A 26,828-nucleotide genomic window follows, 5' to 3' on the forward strand; every position below is an offset into this window, starting at 1 on the left:
TCTAGGAAGGACGAGTACAGGAGCGGAGCTGATTTGACATTCGTGAGCACCGGCACGCAGGACTGCGGGAGAATGCGAGGGTTTGTCTACACGTTGAAGCCGGTGACGATGTCATCGGCCTTTTTGTGATGGCATGTGACAGGCAGGCTCCTGAATATAGTGGTAAAGGAAAGGAGCATGACCAAATGCAGGATGTCAAAACGAGAGTACAGGAATACATCAATGAACTGCACATGCAGGTAGAACGCAGACAAAGAGAAGATGGCGCTTTTGTTTTCTGCTTTGAAGGATCTATGATGACAAATGCTTTTTTAATTATGCTGTTAAAGGCTGTGCATGACCCCGATCAGACATTGATCTATCAATTGGCCGAAGCAATACGTGCAAAGCAAAATGAAGATGGTTCCTTTTCTTTGTATCATGATCAAACGGGACATGTCACAGCAACAGTTCAAGGCTATTGCGGAATGCTCGCTTCTGGCAGATTTCAAAAAGACGAACCTCATATGAAAAAAGCAGCACAATATATTCGATCAAAAGGTGGATTAAAAAACGTACATTTTATGACAAAGTGGATGCTCGCCGTCAATGGCATGCACCCCTGGCCGTACTTCTATGCACCCCTTTCTTTTTTACTCATCCCTACATCATTTCCACTGCATTTCTACCATCTTAGTGCATATGCAAGAATTCATTTTGTGCCAATGATGATTGCACTGAACAAACGGTATACCTCTCATGCTAAGTTTCCATCCTTAGCACACCTTGATGATAGCATGTCCAAAAATCCATTTGACTGGTTTATGGCAAGAGAAGAACGTTCAACGGATCACTTCCTGATGTATATGAGATCATATACCGCCTTAGACAACCGGCTCGACTTTTTCGGATATGAAGCGGCTAAGCGATATATGTTTGACCGGCTTGAACAAGATGGGACGCTGTACAGTTACTTAAGTGCGACAATCTTTATGGTCTATGCACTAATGAGCCTTGGTCACCCACCAGGACATCATCTCATCCAAAAAGCGGTCAAAGGCATGAAAAAGCTTGTCACCTCCTGTCACGGCCACATGTATGCTGAGAATTCCACATCCACTGTTTGGGATACTGCGCTGGTCAGTTATGCCTCTCAAAAAGCAGGCAAAAAACGAGAAGATCCCATGATCATAAAATCATTCACATACTTGTTGAACCGGCAGCAAATGAAGAAAGCGGATTGGGCAATTCATAACCGGCATGCCGCTCCAGGAGGCTTTGGTTTTTCACATATTAATACCAATAACCCTGATTGTGATGACACACAAATTGTGTTAAAAGCAATTCCAAAAGAATTTGCGCAAGCGCAATGGACACGAGGGTTTGAATGGCTTCTTTCCATGCAAAACCGTGATGGCGGCTTTTCTGCGTTCGAAAAAAATCAAGATCACTTTCTGCTTCGTCATCTTCCGCTTGAATCGGCGGAGGATGCGGCCATTGATCCCTCAACTCCTGATATTACAGGCCGCGTGCTTCATCTGATTGGTTTAGAGGAGAAAAACATGGCTTCTCCAACTATCCTCAGACAAAAAGATCAATGCGTGAAATGGCTTCTTGATCATCAAGAGAAAAACGGATCATGGTTTGGCAGATGGGGTGTTTGTTATATTTATGGAACTTGGGCAGCGTTAACAGGACTCAAAGCGGCCGGTATCCCTTTCTCACACCCTGCCGTTCAAAAAGCATGCCGTTTCCTAAAACAGATTCAACTAGAGGATGGCAGCTTCGGAGAATCATGCAAAAGTGCAGAAGTGAAAACCTATGTCCCGCTCCCGTTTGGCACAGTGGTTCAAACCGCCTGGGCAGCAGAGGCTCTCCTGCAATATGAGAAACCAAATGACAAAGCGATTTTAAAAGCTGTCTCCTTTTTAGTGAATCATCATCATACGGAAGAAGCCTTGCACTATCCAGTAGGCATTGGACTGCCAAAACAATTTTACATCACATATCATAGCTATCCATTTGTGTTTCCAATGATGGCTTGTTCCACATTTTTAAAAGAAATGAGGCGTATCAATGAATAAGGAAGAATATCGTTCACAGCTCAAAGAGTGGCTTAGCTCGATTCAACATGTAACTCAAGATGATCACATTCACCAGAAAGCAGAAAATTTACGCGTCAAAATGAACGATGACCGTTCCAGTGAACAAGAGTGGTACGAACTGGCCGAAAGGATTGCAGACGATTTGAAACAACACGAAGCCCTGCGGGATGTAGCAGCAGGAAATCATCAGTTACCACCGCTGCCTTATCGGTATGAAGCGCTAGAGCCTTATATTTCAAAGGAAATTATGTATTTGCACCACCAAAAGCATCATCAGTCTTATGTCGATGGTCTAAATAAAGCTGAACTTGCACTAAAAAAAGCAAGAAGAACCAATGATTTTACGATGATCAAGCATTGGGAACGTGAGCTTTCTTTTCATGGGGCAGGGCATTATTTACATTGTATCTTTTGGTTTTCAATGAGTCCTTCAGGAAAAAGAAAGCCTACTGGTCAAATGCTTCGTCTTATTGAGCATTCGTTCGACAGCTATGAGGCATTCAAATCACATTTTTCAGCGGCAGCCAAACAAGTAGAAGGAGTCGGGTGGGCGATCCTTGTATGGGCACCACGCGCTCATCGCTTAGAGATTTTACAAGCCGAACGCCACCAACTGCTCTCACAATGGGATGTCATCCCTCTCCTTGCCCTTGATGTGTGGGAACATGCCTACTACCTTCAGTACCGAAATGAAAAGACACAATATGTAGACCGGTGGTGGAATGTCGTTGACTGGCGTGAGCCTGAAGCAAGACTAAAGCAGGCTCAGCAAGTGAAATGGACCCCTTATTGATATCATGCTTCATGTAGGCCTTGGCCTGCGTGGGTTTTTTTAGTTTACATAATATAATTATAAACACCTATTAAGATCAGGTTGTTTTTTCAGAAAATTCATTTAAAATAGAAAAGATATGGAAAGAAAGAGAGTTGAATGATGAATGAACACCCTTTTAAACATTAGCCGCTTTGCAGGAAGAACATTTGCCATATGGGTCATTGTATTTGCTTGTCTAGGCTTTTTCTTCCCTGCCGCATTTTCGATGATTGGACCTTATATTCCTTTTTTACTTGGGATCATTATGTTTGGAATGGGTTTGACGCTGTCCTCTGATGATTTTAAAGAGCTGTTCCGAAAACCTCTCTATGTGCTGATCGGGGTTTTGGCGCAGTATACACTCATGCCGCTGATTGCATTTTTATTGGCCTATGGGTTACATTTGCCTTCTGAAATCGCTGTTGGTGTGATTCTCGTAGGCTGCTGCCCAGGCGGAACAGCCTCCAATGTGATGACCTTTTTGGCGAAAGGAAATACGGCATTATCTGTTGCCGTGACAACGATATCGACACTACTTGCCCCCATTTTAACCCCTGTCTTCATTTACCTTTTTGCACGATCCTGGCTGCCCGTATCTCCAGGTGCTTTATTTTTGTCGATCGTCCAAGTTGTTTTGATTCCGATTATTTTAGGGGTCATCGTCAAATTGTTTTTTTCAAAACAAGTCACATATGCAGTTCAAGCACTGCCGCTTGTATCTGTTGCCGGGATTGTGGCGATCATCGCTGCGGTTGTCAGTGCAAATAAAGACCAGATACTGCAATCTGGCCTGCTTATTTTTGCAGTTGTTATGTTACATAATGGACTCGGGCTTTTATTTGGTTTCCTTATTGCCAAATGGTCTAAAATGGACATTCCCTCCCAAAGAGCTATTTCGATTGAAGTGGGGATGCAAAACTCTGGACTTGGCGCAGCTCTTGCGACAGCACACTTCTCTCCTCTTGCCGCCGTACCAAGTGCCATTTTTAGTGTGTGGCATAATTTATCTGGCTCATGGCTTGCGACGTATTGGTCAAAACGAGGAAATCAACAAAACAAAGAGAAAAAAAGCTAGCACCTTAATCGGTGCTAGCTTTTTATTTTTTCGATTATCCTTCAAGCAATAGCTGCTCAGGATCTTCAAGCAGGTTTTTGATGGTGACAAGGAATCCAACAGCTTCTTTTCCATCGACAATACGGTGGTCATAAGAAAGAGCTAGATACATCATTGGGCGGTTTTCAAAACGTTCTTCATCAATCGCAACAGGACGAAGCTGAATTTTATGCATTCCTAAAATTCCAACTTGAGGACTGTTTAAAATTGGTGTCGAAAGCAGAGAACCGAATGTTCCACCATTTGTGATCGTGAATGATCCACCTTGTAATTCATTGAGAGACAATTTGTTATCTCTTGCTTTTTTCGCAAGATGGCCAATTTCTTTTTCAATTCCTGCAAATGACAATCTGTCTGCATCACGGACAACTGGAACAACAAGCCCTTCATTGGCAGCTACAGCGATACCGATGTCATAAAATTTCTTGATGACAAGCTCGTCACCTTGAATTTCCGCATTGAGCAGCGGATATTTCTTAAGTGCTGCGACTACAGCTTTTGTAAAGAAGGACATGAAGCCAAGTTTCACATCATTTTGTTCAAGGAAGGCATCTTTACGACGCTTTCTTAGATCCATCACAGCTGTCATATCCACTTCATTAAATGTTGTCAGCATCGCAGCTGTTTGTTGAACTTCAACTAAACGCTTTGCAATGGTTTGTCTGCGGCGTGACATTTTTTCACGCTCAACTGGTTTTCCTGCTTGGTCATTTTGCACTGCAGCATTTGCTTTTGGCGCGGCTTTCGGTGCACTTGCAGGAGCTTCATTCTTTTGGTAAGAAGCCACATCCTGCTTTCGTACCCTGCCCAGCGGATCTACGGTTGGAATCTCAGATAAGTCTAGTCCCTTCTCTCGTGCTAGTTTTCTAGCTGCAGGAGAAGCGATGGTTCTGCCATTACCAGCTTTCGGCTCTTCTTTTGGTGCCTCTTGTTTTTGTTCAGCTGCCGGTTCTTCTTTCGAAGCTGGTGCAGAATCTTGCTCAGGTGCTGGAGCTGCGGACTCGCTTCCGCCAGCTTCACCTGCTGCAATGGTTCCAATGACTTCTCCAACTTGGACAGTGTCACCAGAATCTTTCAGTACTTCTTTTAGTACACCAGATTCTTCAGCTGTCAGTTCGACATTGACTTTATCTGTTTCAAGTTCTAGCAGGTATTCTCCCTGCTCAACATAATCGCCCGGCTGCTTTAGCCATTGGGCAATCGTTCCTTCCGAGATTGATTCCGCTAATTCAGGTACTTTAATTTCCGCCATTTTTCATTTCCCCCTTAGTTTTTGCGAGTCAAGCTATCAGATACAATTCGTTCTTGTTCTTTTTTATGCACTGTTGGATCACCCTCAGCCGTACTTGAGCGTCTTCTGCGGCCGATGTAACGCACTTTTACTTTTTCAGACGCAATTTCACGTAAATATGGCTCGATGTATCCCCAAGCCCCCATATTCTGTGGTTCTTCTTGCACCCAGACGATTTCTTCTAAGTTCACAAGTTTCGTTAAAATTGCTTTAATATCTTTCGCTGGGAATGGATATAGTTGTTCCACTCTCGCAATATGAAGCCAATCTTTCGGCTCTTCCATTTGATTGAAACGATCACTAATATCAATTGATACCTTCCCGCTGGATAGAACGAGGCGTGATACTTTTTCATAATCATGCACAAGTCCCGGCTGTTCCAGAACTGGACGGAACTGTCCGTCAGTTAATTCTTGGACTTCGGATAATGTGTTCGGGTTACGAAGCAGACTCTTCGGTGTCATAATGACAAGCGGACGAATCTCTTCACGAAGCAGCATTTTCGCCTGTCTTCTAAGAATATGGAAGTACTGCGCGGCACTTGTCAAGTTCGCAACTGTCCAGTTATTCTCAGCAGCTGATTGCAGGAAGCGCTCTGTTCTTCCACTTGAATGTTCTGGACCTTGTCCTTCATATCCATGCGGCAAGAGCATTACAAGACCTGATTTTTGTCCCCATTTTGCGCGGCCTGCTGAAATAAATTGATCGAAATACACTTGAGCCGCATTTGCGAAGTCTCCAAATTGAGCTTCCCAAATCACTAATGTTTCAGGAGAATAGACATTATAACCATATTCAAATCCGATGACAGAGCCTTCAGACAGTGGACTGTTATGGACTGCAAATGATGCATTTGCATCACTCAGTTCATGAAGAGCAATAAATTCATCTCCCGTTTGACTGTCGTGAAGAACAAGGTTTCTTTGAGCAAATGTGCCTCGCTCTGAATCCTGTCCGGTCATTCGAATTGGCGTACCGTCTTTTAATATAGATGCAAATGCCAGTGCTTCACCAAGTGACCACTCCACTTTCCGGTCATCTGTAAACACCTTTGCACGTTTTTCAAGGATCCGTTTTAGCTTACCGAATACTTGGAAGTCTTTCGGCCAGCTGATCAATTCTTCGTTCAGCTTTCTTAATACATCAAATTCAACGGATGTATCGACTGCTGGGAAGCCATTAGACACAGGCTCTGGCAGTTCAATTTCTTGAATCGTATGTTCTTTCTTTGAAGGCACTTTTTTATAGGCTTCTTCTAATTTTTTCGTTACAGCCTGCTCGATTTCTTCTCGTTGTTCTTTTGACAGAAGACCCTCTGAGACAAGCTTATCCGCAAAGATATTCTTGACGGTTTTGTGCTTTCTGACCGCATCGTATAGCATTGGCTGCGTTGTCGAAGGCTCATCCATTTCGTTATGGCCGTATCTGCGGTAACCAATCAAGTCAATTAAGAAATCCTTTTTAAAGCGTTTGCGGTATTCTACAGCTAACTGAACTGCCGCTAAACATGCTTCTGGATCGTCTGCATTGACATGAACAATTGGAATCTCGAATCCTTTTGCAAGGTCACTAGCGTATTTCGTTGAACGAGATTCATTGCTTTCCGTTGTGAATCCAATCATATTGTTTGCAATGATGTGGATCGTTCCACCTACTTGATAGCCATCCAACTGGCTTAAATTTAATGTTTCTGCTACAATTCCTTCTCCAGGAAATGCTGCATCCCCATGAATTAAGATGGCTAACGCTTTTTCGACGTCTTGAACTGGATAGCCCTTTTGAGTACGTGATTCCTGAGCAGCACGTGTGCTTCCTTCAATAATCGGGTCAATAAATTCCAAGTGACTCGGGTTATTGGCAAGTGTGACTCTCGCACTCTTTGTATCTTCATCTTTAATTTGACGATCAGCCCCAAGATGGTACTTCACATCTCCTGTCCATCCGTAGCTGATGCCGATAGAGCCTTCTGATGGAACAAGCTCTTTATTTGGCGCATGCTGGAATTCTGAGAAAATGATCTCATATGGTTTTCCTAATACATGGGCTAATACATTTAAACGGCCTCTATGTGCCATTCCAATGTTAATATTTGAAGTCCCTTGTGTAACAGACTCTGATATAATTTCATCTAGTACTGGAACAAGTGCGTCTAATCCTTCTATAGAAAAACGCTTTTGCCCCACAAATGTTTTATGAAGGAACTGCTCGAAGTGCTCGACTTCTGTTAATCTTTTGAATACAGAAACTAGTTTATCAGCTGGTTTTTTCTTAAATAGTTCACCAGATTCAATCGAGTTTAAGAGCCAGTTTCGCTCTTCGAAGTCATGCACGTGATCAAATTCAAACGAAATGGTACGCTTATACGTATTTCTCAGGTGGTTAATGGCTTCTATGCCGTTTGAAATGTTTTTAGGTGCGCTTGCACTGATAATTGATATCGGAATATTTTTAACGTCTTCTTCAGTTAAACCGTAATCCTTTAAAGGAAAAAGCTCTTGTAATTCCTTTTCTTTGCGAAGAGGATTGACGGAAGCATTTAAATGGCCATACGTTCTGATGTCTTCTGCCAGTTTAACGACTGATGCTATCTTTTGGATTTGTTCAGAAGTAACTACGCTATTTTCTTTTTTCCCAATTTCCTCCTTCATTTCACTCGGTGGTGCACCAAGTTCATCAAACATGCCTCTTAGATCTTCATCAACACTAGTAGGATCCTGGACATATTGATCGTAGAGCTCGAGCACGTAGCCGAGGTTCGGACCATGAAATTCTTCCCAACTCAACGGTTGTTTCACATTATTTTGAAACATTTTGAACACTACCCCCAACTTTGATCATCAAGTGATTGAACACTATCTCGATATAACTTCCAGAACAAAATGACCAAATTTATGTAATAAAACGCTTCCAATCATATTCTACCACTGTTTTGGATTACTTTCTACATTCTTTGTTCAATTAAAGATAAAAAATTCAAAGAAAAACAAAAAATTTAAATCATTCCGAAAAATAATTTGAAGAAAGGGGCAAAACCTTATGCCCCAATGCTTTTATGCAGCAGTTTCTTGAGTAATGGATATAAGACATCTGGCAGTGTATCGACATCTGGTACAAAAATGCTGAACTTGCCATACATATCTTGTATCGTTTTCATCTGTGCTTCTTCAATTGGTGAATTGGATAAAAACACATTGATTACCTCAATTCCCTTTTTCCGCGCTTCAAGAACCGCTTCATGTGTATCCACGATCCCATTTTGCTCGTAGCTGAACGCTGCGGGTTCTCCGTCTGAGAAGACAATGAGAAATTTTTGCTCTTCTCTTCGTTTTAAAATCATGTTTGTCATTTGACGAATCGCATAGCCGTCCCGGTTATCCTCTTCTGGTTCAAGTGACATAATGGAAGGTCCTGCGTCAAATAAGGAGTCTTTGAACGATACGACTGTATTGAAATAGTTCGGCTGACTTGTTTCTGTTGCGTCATTTGTATCTTCCCAGAACCCTACAATTTGGTGAGGTACCTGCACTGATTTTAATGCTTCATGAAACAGTACGATCCCTTTTTTCGTCTCATCCATCTTGTCAAACATGCTCGCAGAACAGTCAACTAACAGGGTGAAAACAGCATCAATTTGAGAGGATGGTGCCTGTTTTTTATAGAAAAGACGCGGATTAGACTCGGTAAAATAGCGAATGAGCTTTTTGCTGAGACGTCCTGCATGAAGGTCTGTTTTTGGCCATGTTTTTTTATGCTCGAGTGTTTTTTGAATCATTTGCTTTAAGCGTTTCTGGTAAGGTTCAATGGCCTTTGCATGCTGCTTATACACATCGATTTGCTCTGGCGTAGGAGGATCTGGTGAAATCATGACTGGGAACGCAAATTTATTCTCTTTCCCGTTCTCATGAGTATCTGCTCCGCTTTCTTCGCCTTCTGCCTCTTCTAATGCTTCAAGCTTTGAATAGTCTTTTCGATGGGTTTGCTTGGCAGAGCCTTGAACAGTTCCAAGCGCCTGATCTCCATCATCACCTTCTCTTGCCGCATCTTTACCGAGATCACTTTTACCGCCGTGCTCTAAATCAAATTGAAGGAAACTTTTAGACGGCGCTTCCGTTTCTCTATGCCATACTTCCATATACTCTTGGTGGATGTCTTCATCCCCCTCTTTTTCCCGGTCGACTTTGATGTCCTCACTTAGCTTAGGTTTTCTTTTGAGGTCATGAAACAGCGGTTCTTTTGCCGCTTTTTCATAGTCCAATTCTGGGAAGAAAAAGTATGTATTCAGCATATCTTTTTCAAGAAGCTCATCAAATCCTTCTGTCAATGCTTTTACGATTGCTGCTATATCAGATGTAGAATCTGCATCATATACTCGTGCAAGACTTGACTCAATAAACGGAATCATCGGATGAATCCGCTCGTGAAGGGATGGAATTTCTTCAAGCGGTGATTCAGCTGTCAGTTTCAGATACATGGCGCAAAAGAGAGCATCTGTTAAAATGCTTCGCTCCTGGTTAATCGTTAATTGCGTCTTAAAGTGGCGCCTGTAAAGTTCTCTTCTGCGTTTAAACACTTTTTTTGTTCCTGGGCGGTCACGTTTAATTCGCTCTTCAATTCGGATATCTTCAAACAGCATAAACAATTGTTTACATACATCAGGAATAGACAGTGTGTGGGCATAGCGGATGATATCCTGAAATACCGTAAGATCGCTATACACCGTACCTACTGCGCGCAGGAACACATCACTTTTTAGCCCTGCGGTCATGTCTTCTTGTTTGCGATCATCCCAAAAATGGCTGATGAAAATTTTCTTTTCAAAAGGTTCATAGTAGGATTGCACGCCATATTCCAGTTCGACATCGTCACTTTTGGCTAATGTTTTGGCTAAATCCGTTAATTCCATAAATAAAAATGAATCGATTCTGCTGTCATTAAATTTGATGAATTTCAAAAGTCAGAACCTCACTCGAATAATGTTTGGGCAATATTTCTTACCGCTGCTTTTTCCCGGTCATCTTCTAGCTTTTCAACAATCCCTCGTTCAACGGCACGAAGCGGCGGGATATATTGTGCAAGATCACATGTATCTAAGAGCGCGCGGATGGATGCTGCCTCTTCACTCACCTGTCCATTGTGCGCTTGTGTAATGAGATCTGATGAGAGCTGTACGAATTGGTCGATGAACCGCTCATTCTTTAAGACGGATTGAGATTGCAACACTTCTTTTAAAATTCCCCCGCCAATATAAGGAACGTCTATAACGACAAAACGGTTTTTCAGCGCTTCGTTGAGAGGCACTGTACCAACATATCCTTCATTGATTGCCGCAATTACGCCGAAGCCTTCTTCCGCTCTAACAACTTCACCTGTAAACGGGTTTGTCATCATTTTTCGGTAATCAAGCACACCATTTAAAATAGGCAATGTTTCCGGCTTTGCCATGTTGATTTCATCAATATATAAAAGGTGACCTTTTTTCATCGCTTTTGTTACGGGGCCTTCAATGAATTCTATAGAAGCGACCTGACCATCATTGTGGATGGTTTTATAGCCAATTAAGCTTTCTGCATCAAGATCAACCGAGCAGTTTACACTGTGCATCGGCTGCTGAAAGAAAGCGGATAAAGTTTCTGCCAATTTTGTTTTACCTGAGCCGGTCGGTCCTTTTAAAAGAACGTTTTTTCCTAGCGCAAGGGCAATGATGGCATCTTGAATGATAGAAGGATCTTGTGATTCATAGCCGCCTGTTCCGATGAGCTGGCGGTATTCTTCGTTAAGAACTTTCGTTTTCGCTTTGATCATTGCTTGGATTTCTTCTGGGAGTGATTGTTGGTTAAACATATATGATTAATTCCTCTCTTCGATCATTTTCCTCACCAAGTATACTAAAAAAACCTTTATGCACTCAATACATAAAGGTTCGTCTTCTGTTATTTTACCATTTCTTTTGTGATGGCTCCGCAAGCGATGCGTTTCCCTGAATTTCCAGACGGGTTACTTAAGTAATCATCTGCTTCTGCATGGATGATAAAACTTCGGCCATGTTGATCAATTAATTGATTTGCGCCTCCCTTTAACATCACATCAGGTACATTGACGACGACATCAATCTGGCCATCTGCTCCTACCTCTAAATTAGGCATATCTCCCGCATGATGCCCCTTTGGGTTGTCGAAGCCGTGTTCTCTATGCGTGGGATTAAAATGCGCACCCGCCGTTTCAAAATCTGGTGCTTCACATACGCCTGTCTCATGAATATGGAAGCCGTGGGCTCCTGGCGGTAATCCTTTTGCTTTCACATGTAAATCCAGTCCATTTGATGAGGATTCTCGTATGTCGATGCTTCCTATTTTTTGCCCGCTTTCATTAATCAATGAAGCGGTGACTGGCGCTTGTTTAGGTGCTGCAACTTCGTGACTCTCTTCTGTTGTTTCTTTTTTCGGCGGCGCATGACATGCTGATGCGAGAATGACCAAACACATCATGACCGTCCACATGGACATTTTCATCTGACTGCCCCCTTTTTTCAATCAGTATGGACAATCTCATAAGGGGACAAACAAAAAAGCCGAAAATCGGCTTTTTAGAAGAAACGTTTTGCACCTAGATACGCTTTTTTCCAATATGGGTTGCTTAAGTTTGAAATCCCTACTCCGCTGTCACTCGCATGAAGGAAATCTCCATTCCCAAGGTATAGTCCCATGTGAGAAGGCCCTGCTTTGTACGTTGTGAAATAAACAAAATCTCCAACTTGTGGTGTGCTGACAGGCGTCATCATATTCCAGTAGCCTGCTGTGCTTAATCTCGATACAGATGAAACCTTATTAATGAGATAGTACACAAAGCCGCTACAGTCAAACCCAGCTGGTGTATTGCCGCCCCATCTGTAAGGAATGCCTGTGAGCTTTTTGCCTTCTTGGATCATCGTCATAATTTTTGCATTCATTGGCACGTCGTTTTTGCTATTGTTAGCCGGAGTTGTTGAACCGTTAGACGTAGAACCATCAGATCCAGTTGAGCCGGAAGCCGCGCCATTAATTTTCAATACTTGTCCAATTCTAAGCACATCACTTTTCAAGCTGTTTGCCATGCGGATGGATTGAACCTGCACGCTAAACTGATTGGCGATTTTCCACAATGAATCACCTGATTTGACGGTATAAGATGTTGTTTTACCGCTTGAAGACTGATTACTGTTTGAAGACGGGCTGCTTGACTTAGCAGGTGTTTGCGGCTGACTTGGTTTTGACGTCACCGTCCCTTTTATCTTCAATACTTGATTTGGATAAATCATATCAGATTTTAAGGCGTTCAATGTTTTAATTTCACCAATCGACATATTTAAGGAATTGGCAATTTTCCAGAGAGAATCGCCTAATTTCACCTTGTATGTACTAGATGCTGATGATGAACTATTTGAGTTCGTTGTTTTATTATCTGAGCTGGAATTAGATGTTGAATTTGAACTTGATGACTGACTGCCGCTCGTTTTTGTACTTCCAGACACTTTCAGTTTTTGACCAGGGCGAATGAGGTCACTGTTTAAGCTGTTCAGGCTTTTTAAGCTTGCAACTGACATGTTATGATTTTTTGCGATCAGCCATAATGAATCTCCAAGCTTGACAGTGTAGCTAGATGTCGTTGAAGCACTGGATTTCGTTGCTTTTGAGCTTGTTGATGAGCTGGATTTCGAACTTTTTGCACCAGGAATTTTTAAGCTTTGTCCTGCAAATATCATTGTCGTTTTTAATTGATTAAGAGATTGAAGCTCCGAAATACTTGTATTGTACTGTTCGGCAATCTTCCAAAGTGAGTCACCGCTTTTCACCTTGATCGTCTGTGCTTCTGCCGGTGCAGCAATAACAGCTGAGCCCGCGATCGCTGAAACTGTGAGGCCGGTTACTACTTTTTTCTTCATAGATGAATCTCCGCCTTTCATAATTTCGTTCAATAAGACTTATGTACTAGTTTTGAGTTTAGCATTTAATGGTTCTGCTTCTCTTGCACTATTTTATCTTTATTTCTATTATATTACTCGACATGAAGACGTTGGGCAATCATAAATAGGTTAGAGCAGCAAACTCAAAATGCTAAAACAAAGCCATATCGTTTCTATCGGCTGTTTACTGTATTTATAAACATTTTTCAAGGAATTTTTAAGTTGACGTTTAGAAAATTTGTCAAAACAAGCACGCTGCTAGTTTCATAGTTCTATTCTACATGACAAATTTTTCTGTATCAAATGACTTTTTACTTAATTGCCTGTTTTTTCTCCATTAAAAAAAGCATTCTTCCAAATGAAGAATGCCGTGTACAGGGCTATTTCCTAATTTCCGGACCTTTCACAGTGAGCGGATAAAGCACTCCTTCTTTCGCAAACGACATTTTTCCCGTTTCTTCTGATACAACGAGAACAAGTGCATCGGTCATACTAGATAGTCCGATGGCTGCCCGGTGTCTTGTCCCAAGAGAAGGACTGACTTTCTTTGAGGTGAGCGGCAGGACATTTGCGGCGGAGACAAGCGTATTTTCTTTTACTAAAAGAGCGCCATCATGAAGTGGATTCCCAGGGTAGAAAATGCTCTCTATTAATGATGCACTTATTTTCGCATGGAGGTTTGTCCCTTTTTGGATATAATCCTCGACCTCGTCTCTTCTTTGAATCACAATCAGTGCTCCATGCTTTTGTTTTGATAAATTCTCAATGGCTAAAGAAAATTGAGCAAATCCCGGTGTGAATTCTTCCATATACGATTGCAAATAAAACGAGGAAGCCTCTGCATGCATTTCATTAAACTGATCATGCAATAATTCGAGTTCACAAAGGAGACATTGCTCCGTCTCGTCAAGCGAATCGACGATTTTCCTTGCATCCATCATCATTTGCATCAAATGGGATTTCATCTCTAATTTAAACATCGTTTCTTCGTTTGTGCGATTCATCATCTCACCATTTCTCTCCTTGTTTCGCTTGTGTCATAAAATAACAAATTGTGCACATTCTATTTGTATGGAGGTGAACTCAATATGACCATTCAGAAAATCATTCAATATGCTTGCAGCATTTTAGGTGTTGTCAGTCTTTCTTTTATTTATGCCCAAATGTTTAAAAAAACGAAGCCATCAAAGAAAAATAATCCGACGGAGAATTGATTTTTTTACATAGCATGATATAATTCCTCTCGTTATTTCTGTTCAGAGAGGAACTTATGATGAGAGAAACGAATAGCACTCGAGCAAAGTTGGCACAATTTTTAACTATTTTGATTCCGATCTTAATTACGCAAGCAGGTCTTTCGCTTATCACGTTTTTAGACACGGTTATGTCTGGAAAGGTGAGCGCAGAAGACCTTGCCGGTGTAGCGATCGGTTCTAGTATTTGGACACCTGTTTATACTGGACTTGCCGGTATATTAATGGCCGTTACCCCTATTGTGGCTCAGTTAATGGGCGGTGGCCGCAGGGAAGACGTTCCTCGGGCTGTCTTCCAGGCCATTTATTTATCTTTCCTTTTAAGTATCGTGGTGATCGTCATTGGATCGTTATGTGTTCCTTTTATTTTAGGGAGACTTGGGCTTGAACCATCCGTAGAAACCATTGCCCGACATTTTCTCAGCTTCCTTGCTATTGGAATCATCCCGCTTTTTGGTTATTCAGTCATGAGATCGTTCGTTGATGCATTAGGAAAAACACGTGTGACGATGTTCATTACGTTAACCGCACTTCCTATTAATTTTGTTTTAAATGACCTATTTATTTTTGGGAACTTTGGGTTTCCAAAGCTTGGCGGTGCGGGGGCTGGTCTTGCATCTGCGATGACGTATTGGGCGATTTTTATCATGAGTATTTGTATTGTCATCAAAGCCGAACCGTTTGCCTCCTTTCGGTTGTTTCAAAAACTGCCCCGGTTCAGCCTCTCCCGTATGGGACAAATACTGAAAATCGGTATCCCTATTGGGTTTGCGATCTTTTTTGAAACAAGCATCTTTGCCGCCGTCACTCTTTTAATGGGTCACTTTGATACCGTGACGATCGCAAGTCACCAAGCAGCGATGAACTTTGCTTCTATCTTATATATACTGCCGCTCAGCATCTCTATGGCGTTAACGATCGTCGTAGGTTTTGAAGCGGGTGCCATGCGGTATAAAGATGCCAAAAGCTACAGCTATATTGGCATTGGAACAGCTGTTTTGTTCTCGTTATGTACGGCAGCACTCATCTTGTTATTTAGACCTGAGATTGCAGGTTTGTATACAGCCGATTCAGCTGTTTTACAAATGACACAGCACTTTTTGATGTATGCGATCTTTTTCCAGCTGTCAGATGCGGTCGCTGCACCGATTCAAGGCGCTCTGCGCGGCTATAAAGATGTGAATTATACATTGATTGCTGCTTTTGTCTCTTACTGGGTCATTGGTCTTCCGGCCGGCTACCTGATTGGTACGTATACCTCATTTGGGGCGTTTGGCTATTGGATCGGGCTCATTGCCGGACTTGCTGCAGGTGCAATCGTCCTCTTTATCCGCCTCAGGTTGATTGAAAGACGATATTCTCTGTCTAATCCAATTGAAAATCATCGTGTATCATCATTAACTAAATTCAAAGTGTAAAAAATCAACCGAGAATGATTCGGTTGATTTTTTAATTGAGACAATGCGGTAAATGTTGTGAGATGTACACTAAATGATATGACCTCATTTTTTATCCGCCCAGGAGCAAGCTTGCCCCCACCCTTCCATCTGGGAGACCTAATGAGGCAAAAGCAGGACATTTTTCAGTCTAATGTACGGATTTTCTTCACATATAAATAGGAGGTGATGAGAAGAGAGACCATGACGATCATACATAAAATGACATAGCCAACATTTGATTTTCCTGCTGGCACCACAGTGATTGTTAAAATACCAATAAGCGAAATCTGACCTAATAACTTACAAGCATTGATGAAAGAGTTGACGCGTCCCATGAACGCATTATCAACATGACGAAACAGATAACTTTTTCTGAAAATCCTAATTGATGCATTTGCGTTTCCTAAAAACAGACTTGCTGCAATAAATGTGTAAGAATGAGGAATGAGGAAAATAGCCATGATTGAGGCGGCAAAAAGAAGCATGAACAACATAACTCCCGGAATATCCCCGACTTTCTTCGACATTTGATACGCAATGAAGCCTGCACTGATTGCGCCGACTGCGTAAAAAATATTGGCGATGCCAATCACTGAGGGCCCCTCGTTTAAGTAATGATAAACAAAAATGGGATCCAAATAATTCGCTACAATAATGACAATGCTGGGCACAAAAGTCGTTAGTAAAAGGACAAACAAAACTTTACGGTGGAAAAGATATTGTAGTGATGATGTGAAGTTTTCCCAGTACGATGCACTTTTAGTAGAATGGAATTGTTCCTTAATTGAACTGCTAGATTGATAGGGCAATTTATAAATGAGAATGGATGCGATGACAAAAGTGATGACATTCATAAGCAATATAACTGTAATAGATATTTGTCCGATCAAACAAGCGGCTAAACCAGAGCTGATCATTAACGCTGCTTGCCCCTGAACCTCTAAACTGCTATTCACTTTGCTATACTCATTCTTATTAAACATTTCTTGGGTTAGAGCTGATAAGGTTGGATATTTTATTGAATCATATGTCGTATTGTACAAGGTCAATATAACGACAAGAATGATGTTAAGAAGAGTTGAAATATCAAAGAGAATGAGAAAAATAAGCAGCATGACCGCACCAGTGATCTCCAATTGAAGGAATATGCTTTTTCGAGAGTGTCTATCAACCAAACTTCCTAAAAAAGGAGAGGCTAAGAACACAAAAGTCATCGTAACCATGGTTACAATGCCATATAAAACTGATTGATTTAATTGGTCTATTAGCAACCAAATCATTAAATAGGAAGTAACTCCAGTACCCACAGAGGAAATAAGATTCGCCGCTAATAACAACCTTAACTTGACCATAAAAGTATCTCCCTTTATTGAACCAAATGTTCCTTCTATAGTATCGCCAGAATCTGATTCTCCAAGGAATGTATACTCGTCAAATCCTTTTATGAAACGTGTGAGTAATATTTAATAAAGATTTTCTTTATTTCACTCTGCGCTTACATAATAGACAACTTGATATAAAATTCGATTGGAAAATGATGAGACCATTTACATGGATGAGTCGATCGCTAAATAAAGGTGTAAAAAGAGAAGGATGAAAGAAGAACAATATAAGAATTTGACATTTTATACGATTAAAATTTACCATATGATACATTTACAGTCAATCAGGCATTTCTTAAACTCATCGCGAATACTTACAACTAAATAAAGGGGTTAAGAAGACATATCAATAATAGGTATTTAGACAATAAAGGAGGCTGTCGATATGTTGACGACAGCCCGAGAAAGCTGACTTCGGCCAGCTCTTTTTATTTAGTCATTCCATTGATACGTCCAGAAAATTTCTTCATCGAACCATTTTTGGACGACAGGTTCTTTGTTTTTCAGCTTTTGTTCAAGCTCTCTTAGCATGCCTTCTGTTTGTGTTCTATGCGCTCTTAGTGCGTTTAATTTGATATCTGCTACATCTGTAATATCAATCACAATATCGGCATTTCCCAGCACTTCTTCTCGATTTTTCGTAATGGCCATGCAGTATGTGACGGGACGGTCTTCTTTTTTCTTGCGGTATAGAGCACGAATGACCGCTTCACCTGTCGCATCATGATCAGGGTGTACACCATGCCCTGGGTAAAACGTGACAATAAGTGTTGGTTTCACGTCATCAATGATGTTTTCCATCACATCGGCCAAATACTCATCATCTTCAAATTCTAACGTTTTATCGCGAAGGCCAAGCATACGTAAATCCGTGACATCCATTTCTTTACATGCATTGATTAATTCCTGTTTTCTTAATTCAGGGAGTGTCTCACGGTTAGCGTATGTCGGGCTTCCCATATTTCTTCCCATTTCTCCAAGTGTTCCGCATGCATACGTCACTGGAATTCCACGTTTTCTGCTTTGCGCGATGAGCCCTGCGACCCCAAAGGATTCATCGTCGGGGTGAGGCAGCATCACAAGTACATGTTCGTTCATCAGTTGTCACCCTTTCTCCTACACCTGAAATGGTGTTTCACTAATTTGTAATGAGATCGCTAGTTTTCCGTCTGGCAGATGCCCTGCTAACAGCAAGCGGCCTTGGTCATCAAACACGTAGTCGGTCAAACCTTCTGCGTAAATCCAGCCATCTTCCGTTTTCATTCCCACACGGTATGGACCTTGTCCTTTTATTTTTGCCTGTGAATAGACGACTTTCGCATTGCGGATATACGCCACGACCGTCATGTTTTGTTCATTCACATGAGCTGAATAAGAACCAGTTGTCGTTTCAAGATGAACGAAGACTGGACGATTTAAAAACGATTCAAGATGTGCTGTGACATCTTCCGTTTGAATTGGTTTCATGAGTGGTTCCTTCCTTCATTTTGAATTAGTTCTCGCAGCTTTTTCGTATGTAAGCTGATCAGCTGCAGCTGATGATCCTGCTTAACAGCACTCTCTAATATTCTCTCCACAGCGAGCACGTACTTTTGATGCAATGATTTTCTTGCACGCGGATGGGTGCGTGCATCGAGTAAATCATCACATATGGCCTCGTGTAAAGAAGACATATCATCGACTTGAAGCTGACGATTTTTCCATAAAGACCTGTAAGCGAATACTAGCTCATTGGCTGATGACATGTGATCACCCTCTACAGTTTTGGTAACAACTTATTATGACATGATCCGCCTTCAAAAAAAAGCAAACTGCTTGTTCTCTTTAATGAGAATTCGCTGTTTTTTTCATTCGTATTTGCGAGGTGGTAAATAGGAAAATCGCTGTCCAAATACAGAGAAACGTCACGATTTTAGCCGCAGATAAATGTTCGTGATACACAAACAGACCTAAGAACAACGTAATCGTCGGTGCAATATATTGCAAAATGCCCACTTGATAAAGTGGAATTCTTTTTGCCCCTTCAGAAAACAAAAGAAGCGGAACAGCTGTAAAGACCCCTGCAAAAAATAACAGGCCAAGAGAACCGAAGCTGCTCGGATGCATTGTCACAACTGGTTCTTTTAAGAAAAATAATAAGTAAACAAGTGCAGCCGGCGCAAGAAGAAGCGTTTCAATCGTTAGTCCAATGGCACTTGTAAAGCTCATCCTCTTTTTAATCAAGCCATAAAAACCAAAGCTAAAGGCTAATAAAAAAGCAACAACTGGGAATGAACCGTACTGAACTGTTGAAATGATCACGCCAGCAGCGGCGACGAGGATTGCGATTGTTTGCATTTTATTCATTCGTTCTTTCAAGAAAATGATGCCTAGTAAAACTGATACGAGTGGATTAATATAATACCCCAAACTCGCTTCTAGCATCAGATCATGATTCACGGCCCAAATGTACACATACCAGTTAACCGAAATTAAAATAGCAGATAAAAGTAAGGAGAAAAATGCTTTTCCATCCATCATCAGACCCTTCACAGTCTGCATCGCTGGACGGACTTGCTTTAAATAAAGGAGAATACCGCACATAAAAATAAATGACCATACAATTCTGTGCGCTAAAATTTCGCCTGACGAAATATGCTCCATCAGTTTCCAATATAATGGGAACAGCCCCCATAATGTAAAAGATGCCGCAGTATATAAGACACCTTTTGATTGATGTTGTTCGTTCAATCTAACCATTCCTTTCTAAACCTATCGTATATTATAGCACGCACTCCGCTGAATGGGCATATACTAATTCAGGGCATTTAGAAAGGATGATTTGCATGTTTGACTGGAACCGATTATTCCCTTTTCAAAAGCAATTTTCAAAAGAAGCCTTAAAAAATTCAGATCCTAAAGATGTTGAGCAATATGTCAATCAAGTGATGGAAAGTGTATTCGGCTCCAATTATTCTGCTCAGTTCCCCTTTCAGGATCCGCTGTCTCAGCAGAAAAAAACGAGAGAGCCCGATGTTAAAAAAGAGAAAGAGCCGAATGTTGAAGTGTTCGAGACAACTGATCACGTGTTTGTCAAAATAGAGCTTGCTCGTCCAAACACTGAAAAAGTAAAAATCAGACATACAGCTAATCTACTCTTTATTGATCATTTTCCAGAAGAGAATGAACAAAAGAAGGTGGTCCTGCCTGCTGCTGTGAAAAGAAAAGGAACGAAGGCTTCGTATCAGGATGGTATTTTAGAAATTATGTTTTTAAAGCATGATGATCCGGGGATTTCTGAAATAGATATTCCATTATAAAAAGCCTGCTTTCGTATGGGAGCAGGCTTAGTCTTTTTTCTTAATAATATGGTGGATATCCGCCGCCATATGGTGGTGGAACAGGCGGTGGTGGTGGCGGGTAATATGGACGAGGATAATTAAAAATCGCACTTCCTAGAAATCCGCCAAGCAGTCCGCCGACTAAAGGAGCGCCAAAACCAAAAAACAAAGGGACTCTGGATTCAAACGGCGGAATGCCAGGGGCGCCGCCTCGAAAATACGGAGTATGAGGGTACATGCATTTCTCCTCCTTTGTCATGTGCCTAACATCAGCATATTCATCAGGAGACAAAACGTTTGGGCAAACCTGAAACTAGGCTTGCTCTTTTTTTTCATGAGATCCGGCATACTCCCCTGCCCAGCGCGATACTTCTCCAAACACATCGTTTAATGCATTCCCTTTTTCGGTTAAGGAATAGATGACTTTCACAGGCGTTTCAGGCAGCACAATGCGCTCTATAATTCCTTCTTGTTCAAGCTCTTTTAAGCGTTCTGCGAGCATTTTTTGACTGATAGATGGAATCATATCCGTCAGGTCTTTAAACCGCTTTGGACCATCAAGCAATACATGAATAATGAGACCATTCCACTTTTTCCCAAGAAGTAAAAAAGCTTGCTGAATGTGTGGGCATAATTGGAATTCCATATATTTCAGCCTTTCTTTTCATGAATGTTTGACAAACTAACGGTATACAATTTAAAATGTGTCTAGTTACAATAAGTAAGTTTCTCACTTTTTTATTTATTGTACCATACTATTTGCACAAACGGGAGGAAATATCCATATGGCGACCGATCAAAAAACGATTGACATTTTAAAAGAAAGAGCTTCAGTAAAAGAGTATGATACAACTCATGAAATGACAAAGGAAGAGTTAACAGAGCTTCTTGATATCACAACAAAAGCACCATCTGCATGGAACCTTCAACATTGGCATTTCACTGTTTTCCATAGTGCTGAATCAAAAGCAAAGCTTCTTCCAATTGCTTACAACCAAAAACAAGTTTCACAAGCATCCGCTGTCATTGCTGTGCTAGGTGACCTTGAAGCCAATAAAAATGGCGAAAAAATTTACAGTGAGCTAGCAGAGCAAGGCTTCATCACAGAGGACATTAAAGAAACACTGATGACGCAAATCAATGGTGCTTACCAAAGCGAGCAATATGCACGTGAAGCTGCCTATTCAAATGCTTCGTTAGCAGCCATGCAATTAATGATTGCGGCAAAAGCTATGGGATATGATACTTGCGCAATGGGCGGTTTCAGCAAAGAAGCTTACATAAAAGAATTCAATGTGAGCAGCCGCTACGAACCAGTTATGTTAATTTCTGTCGGAAAAGCAGCAAAAGAAGCTCATAAAAGCAATCGTTTTGACATCGAAGAAGTATCTGATTTCCTATAAAAAACGGCACAGTCCCAGCTTTATGCTGGGGCTTTTTTATTTGCTTTAAATATTATTCCTCCATACTTATTTTCAATGTTCCCTTTACCGTACTTCGCTCTTTCTCTCTTTTCCGAAATGAAAGCGTTATATTAGTATGATATTCACAAAAATAATTGTTTTTTCTGAAAATGGTCTTGTGATCTAATCTGACAACTGCTATTATTATGAAATTACAAAATATTCAGGAGGAACACATGAATAAAAAATTGATGCTGGCACTACTCATCGCGATTCCATTCATTGGGCAGCTTGCACTGCTTCCCTTGGTGAATCGTATTCATCCATTTGTGATTGGGCTGCCTTTTTTCCACTTCTGGCTCTTACTATGGATTGTTCTTACACCTATTTGCACATTTATCATTTACAGGATGCAACATTCAACTGGAGGAACTGACTGATGCAAGGAAATTTAACAGCTTTATTGATTACTGCAAGTATTATTTTCATCGTCGTGGTCATCGGATTTGCCGCTGGTCGTGACAAATCGTCAAGACAGACAGTAGAAGAATGGTCTGTCGGCGGAAGAAAATTCGGCGGGCTGCTCGTCTGGTTCCTTGTTGGCGCAGACTTATACACAGCCTATACCTTTTTAGGGCTAACAAGTACAGCTTATACAGCTGGAAGTGTGGCTTTTTTCGCTATCCCCTATTCGGTTCTTGCTTATTTTATTGCTTATTTCTTCTTACCGAAACTTTGGACGGTTGCGAAAAATCACAAGCTGACAACACTTGCTGACTATGCACGTGAGCGGTTTGACAGCAAGCTGTTATCCAGTTTAATTGCCATTATCGGTGTACTGATGCTGATTCCATATATTTGTCTGCAGCTAAGCGGCATTCAAGATACGCTAACTGTCGCTGGAACGAGTTATATTAATGTGAATGCAGTTGTTGTGATTTCATTTATTTTAGTCGCGCTTTATACGTTTTTCAGTGGGATTAAAGGGCCTACATATACAGCCATTATTAAAGATATTCTTGTTTGGGTGATCATGCTTTTTATGGTGGTTTCTCTGCCTATTATTCATTTTAACGGCTGGACACCAATGATGAATACATTAGCTAAAGAGGCGCCGCAGCTTCTGACGATACCTGAAGGCGGTCCTAAAGGCATTTTATGGTTTATTACCGCTTCAGGCGTTTCTGCACTAGCTTTGTTTATGTGGGCACATGCAGCTACTGGGGTATTTACAGCGAAAAGCGCAGATGCCATCCGGAAAAACAGCATCTTTTTACCCCTTTACAACATTGTGCTGATTTTGGTCATTTTCCTTGGATTTATTGCATTTTTGGTCTTACCAGAAGATACAAATCCTAGATTTGCACTTCTTCATTTAATTCAAACGTCATATGGAGGCGTGATGCAGGGGCTTGCCTATTCAACGATTGCACTTGCTTCACTCATTCCATGCTCGATCATGGCCATTGGCGCGTCGAATTTATTTGCGAATAATTTATACCGTGACTTAATCCATCCAAATGTGTCACCTAAACGGTTAACCATCATTACACGTTCAATGGTATTTATCGTCATTGGGCTTGCTCTTTTATTCGGTATGCTGTTCCCAACTGCGCTTGTCACGCTTCAGCTGATCGGTGTTTCAGGAATGGTTCAAATTTTCCCGGCGATTGCGATCAGCTTGTTCTGGAAAAAACAATCTAGAGAAGCAACCATTGCTGGGCTTGTCGCAGGAATTATCGTTACTTTCACAGCCAATATCACACAAGTGACGTTTGGCCTTTATGAGGGCTTTCTCGGTTTACTAGCGAACGTTCTTATCATCTTGATATTGAATCCGTTCTTCCAGAAAAATGTCACATCTAACTCCGTGACAAGCGATCTGTTTGAAAATGGCAGTGAACAAGTAGAACCGGTAGCCAATAAAGCGTAAGCAGAAGAAAAAAGCAGTCCCCTGATAAGGAACCCTCGCATTCCCGGTGCTCACGAATGTCAAATTCGTTCCGCACCGGTACTCGTCCTTCCTAGACTGCAAAGGTTTTCAGGTCACGCTAAAAAGAAGAGAAAGGGCTAAAATCAAGTTCATTTTAGCCCTTTGTCAACCATCTGAGCGCTCTTGTAATCGAAGAGTGCTTTTTCTATTTCATTTCTTTTTTCAACACTTCAATGGCTTTTTTCATTTGCGTATCATTTTTCTTTAGCTTCTCTTGGATCTTTGTCATCAGTACCGTCGTTGTGTCGCCTGTGAGAATACCGTCTGCCTTCAGATCGTGATCAGTTTGGAAGCTTTTCAAGATCGACTGGAATGCTTGATCATATTCTCCATTGGCTTTTGCTTTGTAGCCAAGCGCTTGGAACATTTTTTGAGCCGCTTTGACTTCATCTCCATGATCATTCAGCTGATACGTCTTTTTGGGGCTTAAGTATGGCAGCTTCGCATAACTCGGTAGAGATGCTTTTATCTGTGGTTCAATGCCTTTTTTGTGAATCCAAGAGCCGTTTGGTGTCAGCCATTTGGCAATCGTTAATTTCACACTAGAACCATCATTATAGCTTTGGGCATTCTGAACAGTCCCTTTACCAAATGTCTTTTCACCAACAATTTGAATACCTGATGATTGGTGCAGAGCTGCCGCCATGATTTCAGCAGCACTAGCTGATCCGCCGTTTACTAGGACAACAGCCGGCTGCTGAACTTTTCGTTCTTTTTCCGCTTTGTACACTTGTTTCTTCCCTTTTTCTTCAACCTGCATAATGACTTTTCCTTTATCAATAAAGTCATTACTCATTTCAATCGCTTCAGTCATGATGCCGCCTGGATTATCTCTTAGGTCAATCACAAAACCTTTTGCACCTTTTTTCTGGAGGTCATCAATCGCTTTGTTTAGCTCCTTAGATGTCGTTTCAGCAAAAGAAGTAATTTGGATTTCTCCTATTTTATCTTTTGTTAGTTTTGTATAAACCGTTTCAAGAGGAATGGTGTCTCTTGTAATATTCACGTCCACGTTTCCAACACCTTGACGATTCAGACTTAGCTTGACATCCGTTCCTTTTTTCCCTCTGATGAGAGATACCGCTTTATTGACTGACATGCCTTTTGTGCTTTTTCCATCCACTTTTAAAATACGATCATGAGGTTTCAAACCAGCTTTTTCAGCAGGAGAGCCTTTAATCGGTGCGACAATTAAAATTTGTCCATCCTTTTCTTCTACTTGTGCACCAATTCCTTCAAATGAGGAAGAAATGGTGTTGTTAAACCCTTCGGCTTCCTCCTGATCCATATATGTAGAGTATGGATCATCAAGTGATGCAATCATTCCTTGAATCGCACCATCTACTAGTTTTTGATCATCCGTTTTTTCGTAATACTCATTTTTGACCTTCGTATAAGCAGCCATGAGTTTACTAAACTTCTCATCTCCTGAGACACTGACAGCACTTTGTTTTGTGATCACAAATGTAATCGATGAGGAAAGCGCTGCTGTCACCAGAATGGCTAGCACGAACTTGAATTGTTTTTTCAAAAAAACACCACCTTTATCTCCTTTCATTATTATCAAGGACGATTCTTCATCCGTCAACCAAAGGATCAAACTTCTATTTGAAAAGATAAGCCATTTGACCCTGGATTGCATAATCTTTAGAGAGAAACATGATAAGGAAAGAAGGGATTCCATGAGTGATTATGTAGAAATGCTTGCCTATTTTGGTGTATCAGGTGCTCATCCTGGTGGAATAGAGTTAACAAAAACGATGATCGAGCAAATGAATTTGAAGCCTGATGATCATATACTGGATGCTGGATGCGGTACAGGACAAACAGCCGCATATTTAGGGCATTTAGGTTATCAGGTGAAAGCGATTGATACTCATCCGTTGATGATTAAAAAGGCTAACCTTCGATTCGCGCGTGAAAAACTGCCGCTCCATGCCCTGCAAGCTTCTATTGAACAACTACCATTTGCTGATGCATCGTTCTCTCTAGTGATCAGTGAATCTGTATTAAGCTTCACCCATTTACAGTCTGCACTTGCAGAGATTAAACGGGTACTTGCTCCTGGAGGTCAATTGATCGCTAATGAGGCTGTGTTAAAAGCACCGCTCACACCAAAAGAACAGGCAGCTGTTCGAGAGTTTTACGGGTTTCACTCCCTCTTTTCACTTTCAGAATGGAAAGAACAGTTAACATTGGCAGGATTCCGCGATATTCGGATTCTCTCTTTTGATGAGCACATGGTGCAGGAGGAGCCTACTACAGAAATAGAACTATCTGAACAAATACCACCGTCTCTTTACGATACACTGCAAACACACTATGAGCTTATTGGAGCCCACCGAGAAAACCTAAGTCACATTTTATTTGAATGTACAGTATAAAATGAGCGAATCTCCTATATGTTTTGTCCAAACTCTATGAAGTCTCTCGCATAGGATAAGAGTGAAAAGAGTTTATCATAAGGAGGTAAAACATGGAGCGCTACTACAAGCTTTGTCAGCAGCATATGGGAAAAGTGGCTAGAATCACTGATCGTAATGGCAGAGTACATGTTGGACGTATTGAGCGGGTGACAAACCGCAAAGTCTATATCCGTCCAATCGGCGGGTCCCGCGGGGGCTTTGGCTTTGGATATTACGGAGGTTATTATGGCTGGGGCTGGGGTGCAGCTTACGGCATTGGCCTCGGTTTTATTACCGGCTTCGCATTAGCAGGTTTGTTCTTTTTTTAAAAAGACAATAAAAGAAGGCCTCCCCATAAGCTGAAGTGCACCCCAAATATTAGACACAGTCT

The 26,828-nt window shown here is 41.3% G+C and carries 26 protein-coding genes; 11 read left to right on the forward strand and 15 right to left on the reverse strand.

Annotated features, from left to right (window positions below):
• Window positions 1-185: 185 nt before the first annotated feature.
• The 3 genes from BA1_RS13485 (at window position 186) to BA1_RS13495 (ending at window position 3,973) form a co-directional block, all read left to right on the forward strand.
• Window positions 186-2,063, forward strand: coding sequence for a terpene cyclase/mutase family protein (locus tag BA1_RS13485; RefSeq protein ID WP_008359975.1), 1,878 nt, complete (start codon window positions 186-188; stop codon window positions 2,061-2,063).
• Window positions 2,056-2,877, forward strand: a complete 822-nt coding sequence (locus BA1_RS13490; RefSeq protein WP_008359976.1) for a superoxide dismutase — start codon at window positions 2,056-2,058, stop codon at window positions 2,875-2,877. Before BA1_RS13485 ends, BA1_RS13490 begins: the two co-directional genes overlap by 8 nt.
• Before the next feature lie 145 nt (window positions 2,878-3,022).
• The gene (locus tag BA1_RS13495; protein WP_008359978.1) at window positions 3,023-3,973 is read left to right on the forward strand and encodes a bile acid:sodium symporter family protein; all 951 of its coding nucleotides are present in this window, start codon (window positions 3,023-3,025) and stop codon (window positions 3,971-3,973) included.
• 34 nt (window positions 3,974-4,007) lie between these two features.
• Here the strand turns inward: BA1_RS13495 and odhB are convergent, their stop codons facing one another.
• From odhB to cdaS, 7 genes are all read right to left on the reverse strand, one after another.
• A complete protein-coding gene (odhB, locus tag BA1_RS13500) occupies window positions 4,008-5,264 on the reverse strand; it encodes a 2-oxoglutarate dehydrogenase complex dihydrolipoyllysine-residue succinyltransferase (protein ID WP_008359980.1) in 1,257 nt (418 codons plus the stop codon).
• A 14-nt stretch (window positions 5,265-5,278) separates the two neighbouring features.
• Window positions 5,279-8,113 carry a 2-oxoglutarate dehydrogenase E1 component gene (sucA, locus tag BA1_RS13505; protein ID WP_008359982.1) on the reverse strand — a complete coding sequence of 945 codons (2,835 nt, stop codon included), beginning with the start codon at window positions 8,111-8,113 and terminating at the stop codon, window positions 5,279-5,281.
• Between the two features lie 224 nt (window positions 8,114-8,337).
• Window positions 8,338-10,254: a vWA domain-containing protein gene (locus tag BA1_RS13510; protein ID WP_008359983.1), complete on the reverse strand. Its 1,917-nt coding sequence runs from the start codon at window positions 10,252-10,254 to the stop codon at window positions 8,338-8,340.
• Window positions 10,255-10,265: 11 nt separating this feature from the next.
• A complete protein-coding gene (locus tag BA1_RS13515) occupies window positions 10,266-11,144 on the reverse strand; it encodes an ATP-binding protein (RefSeq protein ID WP_008359985.1) in 879 nt (292 codons plus the stop codon).
• Between the two features lie 89 nt (window positions 11,145-11,233).
• Window positions 11,234-11,812, reverse strand: coding sequence for a superoxide dismutase family protein (locus tag BA1_RS13520; RefSeq protein WP_008359987.1), 579 nt, complete (start codon window positions 11,810-11,812; stop codon window positions 11,234-11,236).
• Between the two features lie 74 nt (window positions 11,813-11,886).
• Window positions 11,887-13,221: a C40 family peptidase gene (locus BA1_RS13525; RefSeq protein ID WP_008359989.1), complete on the reverse strand. Its 1,335-nt coding sequence runs from the start codon at window positions 13,219-13,221 to the stop codon at window positions 11,887-11,889.
• A 401-nt stretch (window positions 13,222-13,622) separates the two neighbouring features.
• The gene (cdaS, locus tag BA1_RS13530; protein ID WP_008359991.1) at window positions 13,623-14,249 is read right to left on the reverse strand and encodes a sporulation-specific diadenylate cyclase CdaS; all 627 of its coding nucleotides are present in this window, start codon (window positions 14,247-14,249) and stop codon (window positions 13,623-13,625) included.
• A gap of 81 nt (window positions 14,250-14,330) precedes the next feature.
• On the opposite strand from cdaS, the gene BA1_RS19685 reads away from it, so the two are divergent.
• Window positions 14,331-14,456 (forward strand): hypothetical protein, encoded by a 126-nt coding sequence (locus BA1_RS19685; protein WP_008359993.1) that lies wholly within the window; start codon window positions 14,331-14,333, stop codon window positions 14,454-14,456.
• A 59-nt stretch (window positions 14,457-14,515) separates the two neighbouring features.
• Window positions 14,516-15,913 (forward strand): MATE family efflux transporter, encoded by a 1,398-nt coding sequence (locus tag BA1_RS13535; protein WP_008359995.1) that lies wholly within the window; start codon window positions 14,516-14,518, stop codon window positions 15,911-15,913.
• A gap of 164 nt (window positions 15,914-16,077) precedes the next feature.
• On the opposite strand, the gene BA1_RS13540 is transcribed toward BA1_RS13535, so the two are convergent.
• From BA1_RS13540 to rarD, 5 genes are all read right to left on the reverse strand, one after another.
• The gene (locus BA1_RS13540) at window positions 16,078-17,286 is read right to left on the reverse strand and encodes an MFS transporter (RefSeq protein ID WP_008359996.1); all 1,209 of its coding nucleotides are present in this window, start codon (window positions 17,284-17,286) and stop codon (window positions 16,078-16,080) included.
• A gap of 462 nt (window positions 17,287-17,748) precedes the next feature.
• Complete coding sequence (gene bshB2, locus BA1_RS13545) at window positions 17,749-18,414, reverse strand: bacillithiol biosynthesis deacetylase BshB2 (RefSeq protein WP_008359998.1); 666 nt, start codon at window positions 18,412-18,414, stop codon at window positions 17,749-17,751.
• A gap of 18 nt (window positions 18,415-18,432) precedes the next feature.
• Complete coding sequence (locus tag BA1_RS13550; RefSeq protein WP_008359999.1) at window positions 18,433-18,783, reverse strand: YojF family protein; 351 nt, start codon at window positions 18,781-18,783, stop codon at window positions 18,433-18,435.
• The gene (locus BA1_RS13555; RefSeq protein ID WP_008360001.1) at window positions 18,780-19,061 is read right to left on the reverse strand and encodes a hypothetical protein; all 282 of its coding nucleotides are present in this window, start codon (window positions 19,059-19,061) and stop codon (window positions 18,780-18,782) included. The genes BA1_RS13550 and BA1_RS13555 overlap by 4 nt, the downstream gene beginning before the upstream one ends.
• Before the next feature lie 79 nt (window positions 19,062-19,140).
• The gene (gene rarD / locus BA1_RS13560) at window positions 19,141-20,046 is read right to left on the reverse strand and encodes an EamA family transporter RarD (protein WP_008360003.1); all 906 of its coding nucleotides are present in this window, start codon (window positions 20,044-20,046) and stop codon (window positions 19,141-19,143) included.
• Window positions 20,047-20,141: 95 nt separating this feature from the next.
• On the opposite strand from rarD, the gene BA1_RS13565 reads away from it, so the two are divergent.
• A complete protein-coding gene (locus BA1_RS13565; protein WP_008360004.1) occupies window positions 20,142-20,615 on the forward strand; it encodes an Hsp20/alpha crystallin family protein in 474 nt (157 codons plus the stop codon).
• Between the two features lie 40 nt (window positions 20,616-20,655).
• Here the strand turns inward: BA1_RS13565 and BA1_RS13570 are convergent, their stop codons facing one another.
• Together BA1_RS13570 and BA1_RS13575 are read right to left on the reverse strand one after the other, a co-directional pair.
• Window positions 20,656-20,874, reverse strand: a complete 219-nt coding sequence (locus BA1_RS13570) for a hypothetical protein (RefSeq protein ID WP_008360006.1) — start codon at window positions 20,872-20,874, stop codon at window positions 20,656-20,658.
• 75 nt (window positions 20,875-20,949) lie between these two features.
• Window positions 20,950-21,282 (reverse strand): winged helix-turn-helix transcriptional regulator, encoded by a 333-nt coding sequence (locus BA1_RS13575; protein ID WP_008360008.1) that lies wholly within the window; start codon window positions 21,280-21,282, stop codon window positions 20,950-20,952.
• A gap of 139 nt (window positions 21,283-21,421) precedes the next feature.
• Here BA1_RS13575 and BA1_RS13580 point away from each other — a divergent pair, with 139 nt between their 5' ends.
• The 3 genes from BA1_RS13580 to BA1_RS13590 all read left to right on the forward strand — a co-directional run bounded on the left by BA1_RS13580 (window position 21,422) and on the right by BA1_RS13590 (window position 23,972).
• Entirely contained in the window at window positions 21,422-22,039 is a 618-nt protein-coding gene (locus BA1_RS13580; protein WP_008360010.1) for a nitroreductase family protein, read from the forward strand.
• Window positions 22,040-22,275: 236 nt separating this feature from the next.
• Window positions 22,276-22,479 carry a DUF3311 domain-containing protein gene (locus BA1_RS13585; protein WP_008360011.1) on the forward strand — a complete coding sequence of 68 codons (204 nt, stop codon included), beginning with the start codon at window positions 22,276-22,278 and terminating at the stop codon, window positions 22,477-22,479.
• A complete protein-coding gene (locus BA1_RS13590; protein WP_008360013.1) occupies window positions 22,479-23,972 on the forward strand; it encodes a sodium:solute symporter family protein in 1,494 nt (497 codons plus the stop codon). The genes BA1_RS13585 and BA1_RS13590 overlap by 1 nt, the downstream gene beginning before the upstream one ends.
• Window positions 23,973-24,177: 205 nt before the next feature.
• Here the strand turns inward: BA1_RS13590 and BA1_RS13595 are convergent, their stop codons facing one another.
• Window positions 24,178-25,563, reverse strand: a complete 1,386-nt coding sequence (locus BA1_RS13595; RefSeq protein WP_008360015.1) for a S41 family peptidase — start codon at window positions 25,561-25,563, stop codon at window positions 24,178-24,180.
• 151 nt (window positions 25,564-25,714) lie between these two features.
• On the opposite strand from BA1_RS13595, the gene BA1_RS13600 reads away from it, so the two are divergent.
• Complete coding sequence (locus tag BA1_RS13600; RefSeq protein ID WP_008360016.1) at window positions 25,715-26,416, forward strand: class I SAM-dependent methyltransferase; 702 nt, start codon at window positions 25,715-25,717, stop codon at window positions 26,414-26,416.
• A gap of 92 nt (window positions 26,417-26,508) precedes the next feature.
• Entirely contained in the window at window positions 26,509-26,766 is a 258-nt protein-coding gene (locus BA1_RS13605; RefSeq protein ID WP_008360018.1) for a hypothetical protein, read from the forward strand.
• The last annotated feature ends 62 nt before the right edge of the window (window positions 26,767-26,828 follow it).

This window comes from Bacillus xiamenensis (assembly GCF_000300535.1).
Taxonomy (GTDB): domain Bacteria; phylum Bacillota; class Bacilli; order Bacillales; family Bacillaceae; genus Bacillus; species Bacillus xiamenensis.